The 13,752-nt window shown below is 72.2% G+C and carries 15 protein-coding genes, 1 tRNA gene and 1 pseudogene; 9 read left to right on the top strand and 8 right to left on the bottom strand.

What is annotated here, in order from left to right:
• The 5 genes and pseudogenes from AC51EU_RS18870 to AC51EU_RS18850 form a co-directional block, all read left to right on the top strand.
• Window positions 1–306, top strand: a pseudogene (locus tag AC51EU_RS18870) (NADH-quinone oxidoreductase subunit L); the annotation flags it as partial.
• Window positions 307–406: 100 nt separating this feature from the next.
• The gene (locus AC51EU_RS18865) at window positions 407–2,053 is read left to right on the top strand and encodes a complex I subunit 4 family protein (RefSeq protein ID WP_496268163.1); all 1,647 of its coding nucleotides are present in this window, start codon (window positions 407–409) and stop codon (window positions 2,051–2,053) included.
• Window positions 2,053–3,570 (top strand): NADH-quinone oxidoreductase subunit N, encoded by a 1,518-nt coding sequence (locus AC51EU_RS18860; RefSeq protein WP_496268162.1) that lies wholly within the window; start codon window positions 2,053–2,055, stop codon window positions 3,568–3,570. The genes AC51EU_RS18865 and AC51EU_RS18860 overlap by 1 nt, the downstream gene beginning before the upstream one ends.
• Before the next feature lie 194 nt (window positions 3,571–3,764).
• Window positions 3,765–4,628 carry a zinc metalloprotease HtpX gene (gene htpX / locus AC51EU_RS18855; RefSeq protein ID WP_496268161.1) on the top strand — a complete coding sequence of 288 codons (864 nt, stop codon included), beginning with the start codon at window positions 3,765–3,767 and terminating at the stop codon, window positions 4,626–4,628.
• 119 nt (window positions 4,629–4,747) lie between these two features.
• Entirely contained in the window at window positions 4,748–5,140 is a 393-nt protein-coding gene (locus tag AC51EU_RS18850; RefSeq protein ID WP_496268160.1) for a YccF domain-containing protein, read from the top strand.
• Between the two features lie 81 nt (window positions 5,141–5,221).
• On the opposite strand, the gene AC51EU_RS18845 is transcribed toward AC51EU_RS18850, so the two are convergent.
• On the bottom strand, window positions 5,222–5,710 hold the full coding sequence (locus AC51EU_RS18845) for a YajQ family cyclic di-GMP-binding protein (RefSeq protein ID WP_496268159.1): 489 nt from the start codon (window positions 5,708–5,710) through the stop codon (window positions 5,222–5,224).
• A gap of 199 nt (window positions 5,711–5,909) precedes the next feature.
• Between AC51EU_RS18845 and AC51EU_RS18840 the strand changes: the two genes are divergently transcribed.
• A tRNA-Tyr gene (locus AC51EU_RS18840) sits at window positions 5,910–5,991 on the top strand.
• A 350-nt stretch (window positions 5,992–6,341) separates the two neighbouring features.
• Here AC51EU_RS18840 and mpaP read toward each other — a convergent pair.
• The 7 genes from mpaP to AC51EU_RS18805 form a co-directional block, all read right to left on the bottom strand.
• The gene (gene mpaP, locus AC51EU_RS18835) at window positions 6,342–7,982 is read right to left on the bottom strand and encodes a daptide biosynthesis intramembrane metalloprotease (RefSeq protein ID WP_496268158.1); all 1,641 of its coding nucleotides are present in this window, start codon (window positions 7,980–7,982) and stop codon (window positions 6,342–6,344) included.
• Window position 7,983: 1 nt separating this feature from the next.
• The gene (locus tag AC51EU_RS18830; RefSeq protein WP_496268157.1) at window positions 7,984–8,706 is read right to left on the bottom strand and encodes an ABC transporter permease; all 723 of its coding nucleotides are present in this window, start codon (window positions 8,704–8,706) and stop codon (window positions 7,984–7,986) included.
• The gene (locus AC51EU_RS18825) at window positions 8,703–9,413 is read right to left on the bottom strand and encodes an ABC transporter ATP-binding protein (protein ID WP_496268156.1); all 711 of its coding nucleotides are present in this window, start codon (window positions 9,411–9,413) and stop codon (window positions 8,703–8,705) included. Before AC51EU_RS18825 ends, AC51EU_RS18830 begins: the two co-directional genes overlap by 4 nt.
• Before the next feature lie 40 nt (window positions 9,414–9,453).
• Window positions 9,454–9,612, bottom strand: coding sequence for a hypothetical protein (locus AC51EU_RS18820; RefSeq protein WP_496268155.1), 159 nt, complete (start codon window positions 9,610–9,612; stop codon window positions 9,454–9,456).
• Between the two features lie 129 nt (window positions 9,613–9,741).
• Window positions 9,742–9,888: a hypothetical protein gene (locus AC51EU_RS18815; RefSeq protein WP_358999351.1), complete on the bottom strand. Its 147-nt coding sequence runs from the start codon at window positions 9,886–9,888 to the stop codon at window positions 9,742–9,744.
• Between the two features lie 40 nt (window positions 9,889–9,928).
• Window positions 9,929–10,081, bottom strand: coding sequence for a hypothetical protein (locus AC51EU_RS18810; RefSeq protein ID WP_496268154.1), 153 nt, complete (start codon window positions 10,079–10,081; stop codon window positions 9,929–9,931).
• A 50-nt stretch (window positions 10,082–10,131) separates the two neighbouring features.
• Window positions 10,132–10,305, bottom strand: a complete 174-nt coding sequence (locus tag AC51EU_RS18805) for a hypothetical protein (RefSeq protein WP_496268153.1) — start codon at window positions 10,303–10,305, stop codon at window positions 10,132–10,134.
• 270 nt (window positions 10,306–10,575) lie between these two features.
• Between AC51EU_RS18805 and mpaB the strand changes: the two genes are divergently transcribed.
• From mpaB to mpaD, 3 genes are all read left to right on the top strand, one after another.
• The gene (gene mpaB, locus AC51EU_RS18800; protein WP_496268152.1) at window positions 10,576–11,685 is read left to right on the top strand and encodes a daptide biosynthesis RiPP recognition protein; all 1,110 of its coding nucleotides are present in this window, start codon (window positions 10,576–10,578) and stop codon (window positions 11,683–11,685) included.
• Window positions 11,685–12,488 (top strand): daptide-type RiPP biosynthesis methyltransferase, encoded by an 804-nt coding sequence (gene mpaM, locus AC51EU_RS18795; RefSeq protein WP_496268151.1) that lies wholly within the window; start codon window positions 11,685–11,687, stop codon window positions 12,486–12,488. The genes mpaB and mpaM overlap by 1 nt, the downstream gene beginning before the upstream one ends.
• Window positions 12,485–13,752 (top strand): daptide-type RiPP biosynthesis aminotransferase (gene mpaD, locus AC51EU_RS18790; protein WP_496268150.1); only part of this gene is annotated, 1,268 nt, incomplete at its 3' end. The genes mpaM and mpaD, both read left to right, overlap by 4 nt.

Below are 13,752 nucleotides of genomic sequence, written 5' to 3'. Positions count from 1 at the left end.
GCCGACCCGGGGCGCTTCCTCCTCGGCCCGCTCTACCGCCACGCGGTCACCGGCTTCCGCGTCGACGCGCTCTACGACGCGCTGTTCGTCCGCCCCGTACGGGCCGCCGCCGGGCTCGTCCGCTTCCTCGACCGCGAGGTCGTCGACACCTACGTCCGCGGCGCGTCCGCCGCGCCCCGCCTGCTGGGCGCCGCCGTCCGCCGCGCCCAGACCGGCAATGTGCAGACCTACCTCGGGGCGCTCCTCGCGGGCGCGCTCGTGCTGGCCGTCGCCGCCGTCCTCGTCGCCACGGGCACGGGAGCCTGATCCATGCCGTACGTCTCCGGGGCCCGCGCCCCCCGCCCGCGACCGACACCCCTCGCGCCAGGGCCCGCCGGAGCCGACACCCTGAGGAGGGCCTGACCCCGTGAACCCCACCGCACTCCAGCTCCTCCTCGCGGCGCTGATCGTGCTCCCCCTGCTGGGCGCGGCGGCGGCCCTGCTGCCCGCGCCCCCCGGCCTGCGCGGCCGCGACCCGGAACAGGCCGTGCTGCGCCACGGCGTGACCGTCACCGGCGTCGTGCTCGCCGCGGCCGTCGCCCTGGCCGCCGGCTTCGACCACGGCCACGCGGCCCGGATCCAGGCCGTCACGGACCTCAGCTGGATCCCGGCCCTGGGCATCCGCTTCCACCTCGGTGTCGACGGCATTTCGCTCCCCCTCGTCGTCCTGACCGCCCTGCTGACCTTCCTCTGCGCCCTCTACAGCTACTTCCATCCGCCGGCGGGCCCGTCGGCGAAGGGCTTCGTGGCGCTGGTGCTGCTCCTGGAGGCCGGCACCGTCGCCACGTTCGCCGTCCTCGACCTGATGCTGTTCTTCCTGGCGTTCGAGACGGTCCTCGTCCCGATGTACTTCCTCATCGCCCGCTGGGGCGGGGCGGGGAGGCAGGCGGCCGCCTGGAAGTTCGTGCTCTACACGGTGCTCGGCTCGGTCGTCATGCTGCTCGGCCTCCTTCTGATCGGCGTGAAGTCCGGCACGTTCGACATGGTGGCACTGGCCACTGACAACGGTCCGAAAGCCCAGCTCAGCCATACCGTCCAGCTCCTCGCGGTGCTCGCGGTCGGCATCGGACTGGCCGTCAAGTCCCCGATGTGGCCGCTGCACAGCTGGCTGCCCGACGCGCACACCGCGGCCCCCACCGTCGGCTCCGTGCTGCTCGCCGGTGTCCTGCTGAAGATGGGTACGTACGGTTTCGTCCGGATCGCGCTGCCGATCACGCCGGACGGGATGCACACCTTCGCGCCGTACCTCGCCGCGTTCGCCGCCGTCGGCATCGTCTACGGCTCGCTCGCCTGCCTGTCCCTGGCCCTGCCGTCGTCCGGCACCCCGTCGGGCGGCCGGCGCTTCACCCTGCTGCCCGCGCCCGGCGCCGACGGCGGTGACCTCAAGCGGCTGATCGCGTACAGCTCGGTCGGCCACATGGGGTTCGTGCTGCTGGGCATCGCCAGCATGTCGCCCACAGGAGTGAACGGCGCGCTGTTCGCCAACATCGCGCACGGCCTGATCACCGGCCTGCTCTTCTTCCTCGTCGGCGCCCTCAAGGACCGCTGCGGCACCACCGACCTCGGCACCCTCGCGGGCACCACCGGCGCCGCCCTGTACGGCCGTGCGCCCCGCTTCGGCGGGCTGTTCGCCTTCGCCGCCGTCGCCTCGCTCGGCATCCCCGGTCTCGCCGGCTTCTGGGGCGAGATGCTCGCGATGTTCGGCGCCTTCCGGCCCGCCGACGGGCTGAGCCGCCCCGCCTTCCTGACGTTCATGGCGCTCGCGGGCCTCGGCACCCTGCTGACCGCCGCGTACCTGCTGATCGTCGTCCGCCGCCTGTGCATGGGCGGCTCCCTGGCGGCCACCGCGGCCCCCGGGGAGGCACCCGCGCCCCGTATCCCCGACATCGCGGGCTACGAGTACGCGTCCTGGACCCCCCTCGCCGCCCTCACCGTCCTCGCCGGACTGTGGCCCGCGGCCCTCCTCGGCCTCACCGATCCGGCCGTCCAGCAGTTCCTCGGAGGCGGTAAGTGATGAGCCCGGTGACGTCCCTGGTCCAGTCCGTCGACTGGGTCGCGCTCGCGCCGCCCACCCTCACCGCGGTCACCGCCCTGGTGGTGCTGGTCGCCGACCTCTTCCTGCCCGCCGCGCGCAAGCCGCTGCTCGGCTGGACGGCGATCGGCGGCCTGGTCCTGGCCGGGCTGTCCCTGCTGCCGCTGCTGGGCGCCGACCGCAGCACCTTCTGCCTCGGCGACCGCACGGACACCTGTAGTTACACGGCCGACGCGTTCACCCTCGTCCTCCAGCTCCTCGTCCTCGCCGGGGCGCTGCTGACCGCCCTGCTGTCCGTCCACACCGTCGAGGACCACCGCCTGCCCGCGGGCGAGTACTGGTTCCTGCTGCTGTCCTCGGCCGCGGGCGCCGCCCTGCTGCCCGCCTCCCGGGACCTCGCGACCCTGGTCGTCGCCCTGGAGGTCGCCTCGCTGCCCGCCTTCGCGCTCGTCGGCCTGCGTCGCGACGACCGGCTCTCCTCGGAGGCCGCGCTCAAGTTCTTCCTGTCCTCGGTCGCCGCCACCGCCGTGATGCTGCTCGGCGTCAGCTTCGTGTACGCGGCCACCGGGAGCATGCACCTGTCCCGGGTGGCGCACGCCCTCGGCGACCTGCCCGACCCCCGCCTCGCGTCCCTCGCCGCCGCGGGCGTCGCCCTCACCCTCGTCGGCTTCGCCTTCAAGACCGCCGCCGTCCCGTTCCACTTCTGGGTGCCGGACACCTACGTCGGCGCCCCGCTGCCGGTCGCCGGCTACCTCTCCGTCGTCGGCAAGGCCGTCGGCTTCTCCGGGCTGATCCTCGTCACCGTCAAGGGCTTCCCGGCGTACGCGCACGTCTGGGGCCCCGCGCTGGCCGTCCTGGCCGCGCTCACCATGACCGTCGGCAACGCCGCCGCGCTGCGCCAGGACCCCGGGCGCGCGCACGGCGCCGTCCGGCTGCTGGCCTGGTCCTCCGTGGGCCAGGCGGGCTACCTCCTGGTGCCGCTCGCCGCCGCCGGGTACACGGGCGCCCCGGCGCACGCCGTCGGCGCCACCGTCGCGTACGCGCTCATGTACGCCGCGGTGAACCTCGGCGCCTTCGCCGTCGCCGCCCTGGTGGCCCGCACCCACCCCGCCAACCGGATCGACGACTACCGGGGCCTGTACCACCGCCGCCCCCTGGCGGCCCTCGCCCTCGGCTTCTTCCTCCTCTGCCTCGCCGGGCTGCCGCCGGGCGTCATCGGCCTGTTCGCGAAGGTCGTGGTGTTCTCGGCGGCCGTGGACGCGGGCCTGGGCTGGCTCGCCGTGGTCATGGCCGTCAATGTCGTGATCGCGCTCTACTACTACCTGCGGTGGACCGCGGTCCTCTTCCGTGCGGCCCCCGAGGACGCCCCGGAGGCCGCCGCCCCCGCCCGCGTCCCGGTCCCGCTCACCGCGGCCCTCGCACTGGCCGCCGTCCTCGGCGTGGCCCTCTCCGGCGCCCCGCAGCTCGTCCTGCGGTTCGCTTCGGGCGCGCTCCTGTAGACGGACGGCCGCGCGTCCCGCCCCGGACTCACCCGTACGGGCGTGTGCCCCGTGGGGCGCCCGGCCACGCGTCGCCCCGCGGGCGGCCGGGGAACCCGCTTTGCCCCTCTCGCGTTGACCAGTGAGTAAGGGTCCACTGGAGAGTGGAGATCGAAGCCAAGGGTTCCCCTGCCGCACCACTTGGAGGGCGTACCGTGCACCGTCGGCACAACGGGCTCAGAACCGCCGTACTCCTCGGGGGACTGTCCGCACTCATCATCGTCATCGGCAGTCTGTTCGGACGTACGGGCCTGATCGTCGCCGTCCTCGTCGCCGTCGGCACCAACGCCTACGCGTACTGGAACAGCGACAAGCTCGCCCTGCGGGCCATGCGCGCCCGCCCGGTCAGCGAGTTCGAGGCGCCGGCCCTCTACCGCATGGTCCGCGAGCTGTCGACGGCCGCCCGCCAGCCCATGCCCCGCCTGTACATCTCCCCGACCGAGGCCCCCAACGCCTTCGCCACCGGCCGCAACCCCCGCAACGCCGCCGTCTGCTGCACCGAGGGCATCCTCCGCATCCTGGACGAACGGGAACTGCGCGGGGTCATCGGCCATGAGCTGAGCCATGTCTACAACCGCGACATCCTGATCTCGTCGGTGGCCGGCGCGCTCGCCTCCGTCGTGATGTTCCTCGTCAACTTCGCCTGGCTGATCCCCATAGGACGCTCCGACGACGACGAGGGCCCCGGATTCCTGGGCACGCTGCTGATCATGATCCTGGGGCCGGTCGCCGCCTCCCTGATCCAGCTCGCCGTCAGCCGCTCCCGCGAGTACGAGGCCGACGCCTCGGGCGCCCGGCTCACCGGCGACCCGCTGGCGCTCGCCTCCGCGCTGCGCAAACTGGAGGCGGGCACCCGGCAGCTCCCCCTGCCCCCGGAGCCGCGCCTGGAGACGGCGGGCCACATGATGATCGCCAACCCGTTCCGTCCCGGAGAGGGCCTGTCCAAACTCTTCTCGACCCACCCTCCGATGCCCGAGCGCATCGCCCGGCTCGAACAGATGGCGGGCCACTGGCACTGACCTTCCGGCCGCCGCCCGACGCGTACCGGCCGGGGTGCAACGCTTGAGCACCCGCCGTGCGTCTGGGGGAGAAGGGGACCACCGCCCCGTACTCCGCCGAGCCTGGAAGGCTGCCGACCATGAAGTTCATCCTCAACATCATCTGGCTGGTCCTCAGCGGCCTGTGGATGGCGCTCGGCTACGTCCTGGCCGGCATCATCTGCTGTGTGCTGATCGTCACCATCCCGTTCGGCATCGCCTCGTTCCGGATCGCCGGCTACGCCCTGTGGCCCTTCGGCCGCACCACCGTCGAACGCCGTGACGCCGGCGCCGGCTCGACGATCGGCAACGTCATCTGGGTCATCTTCGCGGGCTGGTGGCTGGCCCTGGGCCACATCTTCACCGGCATCGCCCTGTGCGTGACGATCATCGGCATCCCCTTCGGCATCGCCAACTTCAAGATGATCCCGATCTCCCTCTTCCCCCTCGGCCGCGAGATCGTCCCGACGGACCAGCCGTTCGCCACCCGCTGACGCCGATGGGGCGGCGCGCCCATGGCACACCGCCCCATCCGGTCGTCTCCCGCGACGGCCCGTACGACCGCCCGGCGGGGGTTACCGGTAGTTCACGAACTGGATCGCGAAGTCCAGGTCCTTGCCCTTGAGCAGCTGCTGGACCGCCTGGAGGTCGTCCCTGCTCTTGGAGCTGACCCGCAGCTCGTCGCCCTGCACCTGCGCCTTGACGCCCTTCGGGCCCTCATCGCGGATGATCTTGGCGACCTTCTTCGCGTTCTCCTGGGAGATGCCCTCCTGGATCGAGGCGAAGAGCTTGTACTCCTTGCCCGACGCCTGGGGCTCGCCCGCGTCCAGTGCCTTCAGCGAGATCCCGCGCTTGACCAGCTTGGACTGGAAGATGTCGAGAACGGCCTTCACCCGCTCCTCGGCGTTGGCCCGCATCTCGATCTTCTCGCCGGACCACTCGATCGACGCGCCCACGCCCTTGAAGTCGTAGCGCTGCGAGATCTCCTTGGCGGCCTGGTTGAGGGCGTTGTCGACCTCCTGCCGCTCGACCTTCGAGACGATGTCGAAACTGGAGTCGGCCATGGTGAGTTGGCTCCTCGTACGTAGATCCGTCAGGAAGCGGCCCGACCCGGACCGCCCCGCAAGCCTAGATGAGGGGCCCGCGCCGCCCATGATCCGCCGAGCGGCGAATCGAGTGGCGGAGCACCCCCAGCCATCGGGTATGGTTTACGTCGTTGCCACGGAGCACCGCCCCACAGCGGATCTCCTGACAGCAAACCTTGGCGGTGTGCCCGAGCGGCCAAAGGGAGCAGACTGTAAATCTGCCGGCTCAGCCTTCCCAGGTTCGAATCCTGGCGCCGCCACATGGTGTGGAAATCCCCTCTCACCTACTGATTCAGTAGGTGAGAGGGGATTTCTTGTTTCTGGGCGGTGCTCGGTGCGTCCCGGCCCTTGCCGTGTACACGGTCCGCGTGTCTTCCCCAGGCGTCCCGGCCCTCCGCACCCGTCTCGCGTCGCTTCCTCGATCCGCGGGTGCGTGTGGTGCCGCGTTCGGGTGAGGCCCCTCGTGCGGACGCGGGGCGGGCGGGGCGAGCGGGACGGGTGCGGAGGGCCGGGGGAGACGGGTGCGGGCCATCGGAGCCGCCCCTGTGCCCGGCCGGGACGAGAGGCCGGGGTGACGAAGGTCATAGGGGTGGCTCCGTGTGGCCCGTGGTTACCGGAACCAGCCCGTGAACGACTGCCATGGTTCGCCGACTGTGGTCCGGGTCAGGTACGCCAGCAGGGTCGTGGACCCCGCGTCGGCGACCACGGTGCCCCGGGCGGGCGCGTCGGGCCGGAAGGCGGCCGGGCTGAGGGCGTAGCGTTCGGCGGGTACCTCGCCCGGTACTCCTTCGAGGGGGAGGAAGAGTTCCAGGGGCGTCGTGGAGCGGCCTGTTTCCGGTCCGAGGGTGGCCGAGCCGACCCGGTGGTTGCCCAGGACGCCGTTGGTCATGAGGACGGCCCTGCCGCCGGGGGCCGGGCGGAGGACGCCCGGTGCCTCGGGGAAGAAGACGTCCGTGCGCGCCCCCGACCTCACGTACGCGCCGTAGGTCTGCTGGGTGTAGGGCTGGGACTGTGCCAGGGCGAGCAGGGCGGCGGTGAGCGCGGTGAGTACGGCGAGGCCGCGCAGCGGGTTGGCGCCGGTCGTGGAGCGGTACAGGCGCGCGAGGCGGTACAGCAGGTAGCCGGCGACGCCGCAGAGCAGGCACAGCCAGCTGAGGGCTCCCGTCGGCCCGTAGGCCATCAGGGCGCTCCTGGCGACGACCAGGAGATTGCCGATGATGATCCACGGATAGACGATGCACAGGGCGCCGAACACGGCCCAGCCGTCCGGGAGCAGCAGCCGCGGACGCGGCCCGCCGAAGACGACCCAGCCGACGACCGCGCGGCAGTCGGCCATGCTCTTGTCGCGCAGGTTGGGGATGTTCATCCAGGCCATGAGGGCGATGTAGCCGTCCAGGCGGATGAAGGGCAGCAGGTTGAGGACGCCGGTGAGCGCCGTCATCAGGGCGCTCAGCCCGAGCAGCCGGCCGGTCTCACCGCCGCACAGGGCCGAGCCGAGCGCCAGCAGGCCGGCGGCGGCGAGCTGGCAGATGATCCCGGCGAGGGCGACCAGCATGCGTTCCCGCCGGGTGCGGAGCCGCCAGAGGTCTGTGACGTCGCAGAACATCGCGGGCGCGCAGTAGAAGAGCATCACCCCGATGCGGTGCGGACGGCCGCCGAACCGGGCCAGGACGGCGCCGTGGGCGAGTTCGTGAAGGGCGTTGACGGCCACGACGACGGCGACGGCGATCAGCCAGTAGTGCCACGGCAACGGCTGCCACGCGGCTTCCGCGACCTTCGCCGCGCCGAGCCCGGTGGCCACCAGCCCCGCCACGACCGCGAGCAGGCAGCCGGCCGCCACCGCCCGGCTCGCCATGACGCGCGGCAGCAGACGGCCGGGGGAGAGGAACGCCGGCCGGTCGAGGACGGTGAACTGGAGGGACGCCGGCGGCCGGAAGCGCAGGCGTCGCCGCGTGGGCGGTTCCGTCTCCGTCCCGACGAGCAGTCCCAGGTCGGCGAACTTGCGCAGCGTCGCGTCGAGTTGCCCGTCGGGGACCGCGGGCCCCATGTCCTGCTTGATGCGCGACAGGTCGCGGGTGCCGTCCAGGCCGCGGAGCAGTGCCGCGGCGCCGCCGCCCACCCGGGTGAAGCGGCTGTGCTGTGCGTCCGCGAGGGTCCAGGCGCGTTCCCCCTCCTCCGGCGGCAGGAACTCGATGTCGGGCCGGACCTGCGGATGACTGGGGATCTCCGTCCCGGCGGGGCTGACTGTCATCTCAGAGCGCCTCTGCCGACTTCTCGCGCTTGAGGGCGCAGCCCAGGCCGGCCGCGACATAGCCCGCCAGCAGTGCCGCCGCCGCCCACGCGGGCAGGGGCAGGGTCAGCTCCGGGTCGTGCAGCAGGGACAGCTGGGCGCCGCCCGGCAGGTACCGTCCGAACGACGGGGCGACGACGATCAGTACGGCCTCGATGCCGGTGGTGTAGGCGACTATGGCCAGTACGGCGGCCACCTGGTTGCGGATCAGGTAGCCGAGTGCCACGCCCCAGGGGCCGGCGAACGCGCTGATCGCCACGATCATCACGGTGAGCCGGATCATGTCGGCGTCGTAGGTGGGCGGGTGGCCGGCGGACACCGCCACCAGGGTGCTCGCCAGCGCCGACAGGACGCCCACCGGGATGCCGGTGAGGAAGGCGACGACCGCCTTGGCGGCCAGCACCCTGCCCCGGTGGGGCGTGGCCAGATACGTACGGGTCCAGGTGCGGTGCCGGTACTCGCCGGTCACCAGCAGGGCGCCGGCGATCGTGGCGAAGAGCAGGCCGGCGAAGCCCTGCCGGACGATGGCCTCGGCCGCCGCCGCGCCGGTCGTCCCCTGGTCGGCGACCGTCCGCACGGTGCCGACCCCGGCCATGACGATCAGGGCGAGGCCGATGCCGACGGTGTACAGCAGGCCGCGGCCCGACAGGAGTTTGCGGAACTCGGAGGCCAGTGCGTTGGTCATGCCGCCTCCTTCTTGTCGAGGACGCTGTGGAACGCCTCTTCCAGGGAGGCCCGTTCTTCCTCCGCCATCAGCGCGCTGATCGGTCCCGCGTAGCGCACGCTGCGGCTCAGCACCACGACGTCGTCGGCGGTCCGCTCGATCTCGTCCAGGCTGTGGCTGGAGACGAGGACCGCCCCGCCGCCGTCGGCGAAGTCCCGCAGGAAGGTCCGCAGCCACCGGATGCCGTCCGGGTCGAGCCCGTTGGCGGGTTCGTCCAGGACCAGGGCGCGCGGCGCGCCGAGGAGCGCGCAGGCCAGGGAGAGACGCTGCCGCATGCCCAGCGACAGCGCGCCGATCCTCCGGCCGCGGGCCTCGGCGAGGTCCACGGTGTCCAGCACCTCGTCCACGGTGGTGAACGGCACCCCGATCGACCGGGCGACCAGCCGCAGTTGGCCGACGACGGTCTGAGCGGGGTGGCCGGCCACCTCGGTGACGGCGGCGCCGACGATCCGGGCGGGAGCCCGCAGCTCCCGGTAGGGAACCCCGTCCACCAGTGCGGTACCGGCCGTGGGGACGGTGAGCCCCAGCAGCATTCTGAGAGTGGTCGACTTGCCCGAACCGTTGCGGCCCACCAGGGCGGTGACCGAGCCGGCCGGCACGTCGAACGACACACCGTCCACGACCCTGCGGGAGTCGTAGACCTTGGTCAGGTCCTTGCAAACAATCATTGGTTCCACACTGTTCACTTCCGGAACGGGGCCATGAGGCTCAGCTCTTGCGCGCGAGAAGGCTCAAGATGGCGACGATCTCGACGACGGCCAGTGCCCACAGGCCGATTTGCAGTGCGCCTTCGCTCTGCTTGGCGAATGCGGCGGTGGCGAGCAGAGCGGCACTGAACACGGCGACGTATGCGTAACGGTTCTTCATGGATCAACCCGGTGAGAGAAGGGATTTGACTTCTCTTCGATTCTAATCGGGGCTTTTCGGCGGCCCGGTGGCAGCCCGCCCGGTGGCCGGGAGCGGGGATTCCCGCCGCTCCCGGCCACCGGAAAACGGTCAGGTGATGCTCAGACCGATGACGAAGGCGGCACCGCCGGCCGTGGTCACCTGGACCACGTCGTTCCAGCTGGGTGCGTCGAGGGAGTCGAGTTCCTCGACGGTGAAGTCGGTGGACTCCATGGCCTCGAAGGTTTCCTGGTTCATCTTCGTATTCCTCGTGTTGGTGATGAAGCGGCGGATTCGATCAGGTGAGGGCGACCGCGCCGGCGATACCACCGGCAATGCCCACGCCTGCGGCGAAACCGTCCATGAAGCCCGGTGCGTCCAGTTCCTCCATCTCCTCGACCGCGAAGTCGGCGGCAGTGGTGGAGGTGAACTCGCTGAATTCGTTCTGCATCAATCTCTCCTTGGTACGGGCGGACCGGGGTCCGCACGGTGCGGCGCCGGTCAGGTCAGGGCGATACCGGCGGTCAGACCGCCGCCGATCGCGGCGCCCAGCCACGTCTCCTTGTCCCAGCCGAGGAAGCCCGGGGCGTCCAGCGCCTCCAGCTCCTCGACGGCGAAGTCGAGCGAGGTGCCGGTGGCGGCATTCAGGGAAAAGGAATCGGCAACAGCGTTCATATGGTCCTCCTGGCAATTTCTGATGCGTTCTCATCCTGGCCCGGCGGGAATGGCTTGGGAAGTATTTCCGGCCGACCCTTCGGCCAGGACTGCGTGACCCGGGGTCCACCGGTACGGCACGGTAAAGAAAAACCTGCGGTCCGCCGCCGGTAATACTGCGGGGTGGTGCCGGTGCTGACTGCGTCCGGCGACACGGGAATACTTCGGTTGTGCCCCGGCTTCGGCCCCGTGTATTCATTGGTCGACGCATTTCATGGAGAAGGGCTGGCCGTGAGGGACATCGAGAACGAGGATTCGCGGGACCGGACGGAATTCGAGAACGCCGTACGGCTGAGTTCCTGGTTCGCCGGTGAACGGGAGGAGCCGCGAACGGCCGCGCATTCGGTCCTGGTCCAGTCCGGGGGAGATGTCCGTGCCCTCACGGAATCGGGGCTGGCGGCCCCCGGCGCATGCGTGTTCTCCGACGCCCTGCCCCTCGCTGCCGAGGGCGCGGACGTCCGGTACATATCGGTCGACGGCGGCGTCGAGTTCTCCGGCGACGAACTGATCGTGTCCGGCGACCTTTATGTCCAGGTCTTCGACTACGGCTCCCTTCCCTATCTTTCGGTGGCCGGCCCGACCGTCGTACGGATCACCTGCCCCGAGGACCACGAGGCGTTCCTCGCCGACGCCGACCGGGCCGTCCACGAGGGCGGCTGGGCCGAGCAACTGGCGCACCCCTCCGTACAGCTCGCGGACGTCGCGACCCTTGCCGCGCCCGACCGGAACCCCGGCCTGGGACGGCTCTACCTCACCTCCGACGGCCGGGTCCGCACCGGCGTGGGCGGCGCCGACCTGGGCGACGCCGCCGGCGGGGCCGCCGCCGTACGGGCCGCCCTCGACGCGTACGGCGGTGATCCGTCGCTCGGCTCCGTGATCCCCCGGGAACCGCTGCGGGCCGGTGCCGCCGAGCGTCCCTGGCTGGAGCGGTACACGCGGGCGCTGGACGTCCGCCGGCGGCTGGCCCCGAAGTACGGGACCGGCATCCGCGTCTCCGGCTTCGGCGGCCGCTTCACCGACGGGCTGCCGGCCCTGCCCGTCGAGGCCGCCGACCTGCCGCTGCTCCTGGAGATCTCCGGCGAGGTCCACGCGGTCCGCGCGGACGACTGCCGGCTGTTCCGGATGGGCGGGGGCGCGGCCCGGCTCCTGGAGATCTTCTCCGCGCTCGGCGCGGCGGGCGGCACGGACGCCACCGCCGAGGCGGCGATGGGCGAGGCCGCCGCGTTCGCCGGCCGTCTGCTGGGCATCTCCGCCGACGAGGCGCTCCGGACGTACGCCGCCGTCGCGGCCCGGCTGGCCGACACGGCACCGCTCCCCGGCCGGACGGGCGGCCGCGCCTGATGACCGCTTCCCCCGCGCTCCCCGGGCTCGCCGGACAGATCGCCGAGGCCCTCGGAGACTCCCTCACCGTCGCCGAGTTGTACGGACCGCTGGGCGGCCCCGTCTACCACGAGCTGACCGCCGACGACACCCACGAGGTCCGCGACGTCCTCGCCCTGCTGCGCGGCAGGCGCGGCCCGGTGCTCGAACTCGCCTGCGGCTCCGGCAGGTTGACCGTTCCGCTGCTGGCCGCCGGCCACGAGGTCACCGGGCTCGACACCTCCCGGAGCCTGCTGTCCGCCCTTCACGACCGGATGGCCGAACCCGCCGCCCGGCGGCTCGGCCGGCGGCTGACCCTCGTCGAGGCCGATATGTGCGCCCTCGACCTCGGCCGCACCTTCAGCACCGTCCTCCTCGGCACCACCACCATCGGCCTGGTGCCCGCGGACCGGCGACCGGAGTTCTTCCGCCGGGTGTACGACCACCTCGCACCGGACGGCGTCTTCGTCCTCAGCGCCCATGTGCCGTCCACCGGTGCCGGCGGCCCCGAGGAGACCGTCCGGCCGTGGGTCACCCCCGACGCGGTCAACTTCCTCGTCGAACGGGCCGACCCCGAGCACGGGCAGCGCCATGTCGCCATCCTCCGGGTGCCCCGGACCGGGACACCGCTGCTGCTGACGTCCACCGTCCACGTACCGGACGCCGACGTCCTGGCCGGGGAACTCGCCGGCGCCGGATTCGTCCTCGACGGCGTCCGCCCGGCCCGCCCGACGTCCGCCGCACCCGCCGAACTGAGCATCCTGACCGCGAGGAGGGCCGCATGAGTCCCGAGAACCCCTACCCCCTGTGGGAGTCCCTGCTGCCGCTGAGGGAGCAGGGCCGGCCCGAGCGCCGGGCGGTCGGCGCGCAGGGCTCCCGACTGCGCTTCGCCGACGGGAGCGAGGTGCTCGACGCCACCAGCGGCCTGTGGAACGTCAACATCGGCTACGGCAACACCGCCATCGCCGACGCGATCGCCGGGGCCTGCCGGGACGCCTCCTACCTGAACCTGTTCCGCTACTCCCACACCTACGCGCTCCGCGCGGCCGAAGACCTCGTCGCCGCCGCGGGGCCCGCGTCCTACGGGCGCGTCGTCTTCTCGACGTCCGGCGGCTCGGCGAACGACCTCGCCATGAAGATCGCCCGGCAGTACGCGGTGCTGCGCGGGCAGCCCGAACGCCGCCTCGTGGTCGGCCTCAAGGGCAGCTACCACGGCCTGACGTACGGCGCGCACTCCCTGACGGGGGAGGCGCTCGGCCAGCAGATGTACGGGGTGGACCTCCGGAACGTCCGGCACGTGGACCCCACCCGGCCCGAGGAGCTGGAGCGGTTCATGCGGCGCCACGGCCACCAGGTGGCCTCGCTGGTGTGCGAGCCCGTCCTCGGGTCGGGCACCCACGCCCTGTCCGCCGACTTCGTCGAGACCGTGCTGGCGCTGCGGCGGGAGTACGGATTCCTGCTCGTCGCGGACGAGGTGGCGACCGGCTTCGGCCGCACCGGCCCGCTGTTCGCCACGTCCGCCTGGGCCGAATCCCCCGACCTGCTGCTCACCTCCAAGGGCCTGACCAACGGCACCTGCGCCGCGTCGGCCGTCCTCGTCTCCCACCCGGTCGGCGCGCTGTTCGAGGAGCGGGACGCCGTCCTGCTGCACGCCGAGACCCAGGCGGGCGCGCCCACCTCCTGCGCGGCCGTCACCGCGACGCTGGAGCAGTTCGACGCGCTGGACGCCCTCGCGGCGGGTACCCGGACGGGGGAGCGGCTCGGCCGGCTGCTGGACGCGCTGGCCGACCGCGTACCGGCCGTGCACGGCGGCAGCGGCCTGGGCTGCTTCCGCGCCGTCCATCTGCGGGACGCCGACGGTGCCCCGTTCGACGAGCGGGCCGTACGGCACGCCGTCGAAGCGGTACGCGGCCACGGCGCGCTGGTCTACCCGGGCCCCGGCTGCGTCCAGCTCGTCCCCATGCTGACCAGCGACGAGCAGGACCTGGACGACCTGGCGCACGCGCTGACCCGGGGACTGGCCGAGGCGAGCGGCCGGGCGGGCCACTG

This window comes from Candidatus Streptomyces philanthi (assembly GCF_059553635.1).
Note: the sequence above shows the minus strand (reverse complement) of the source record. Positions and strands in the feature narration are given on the sequence as shown.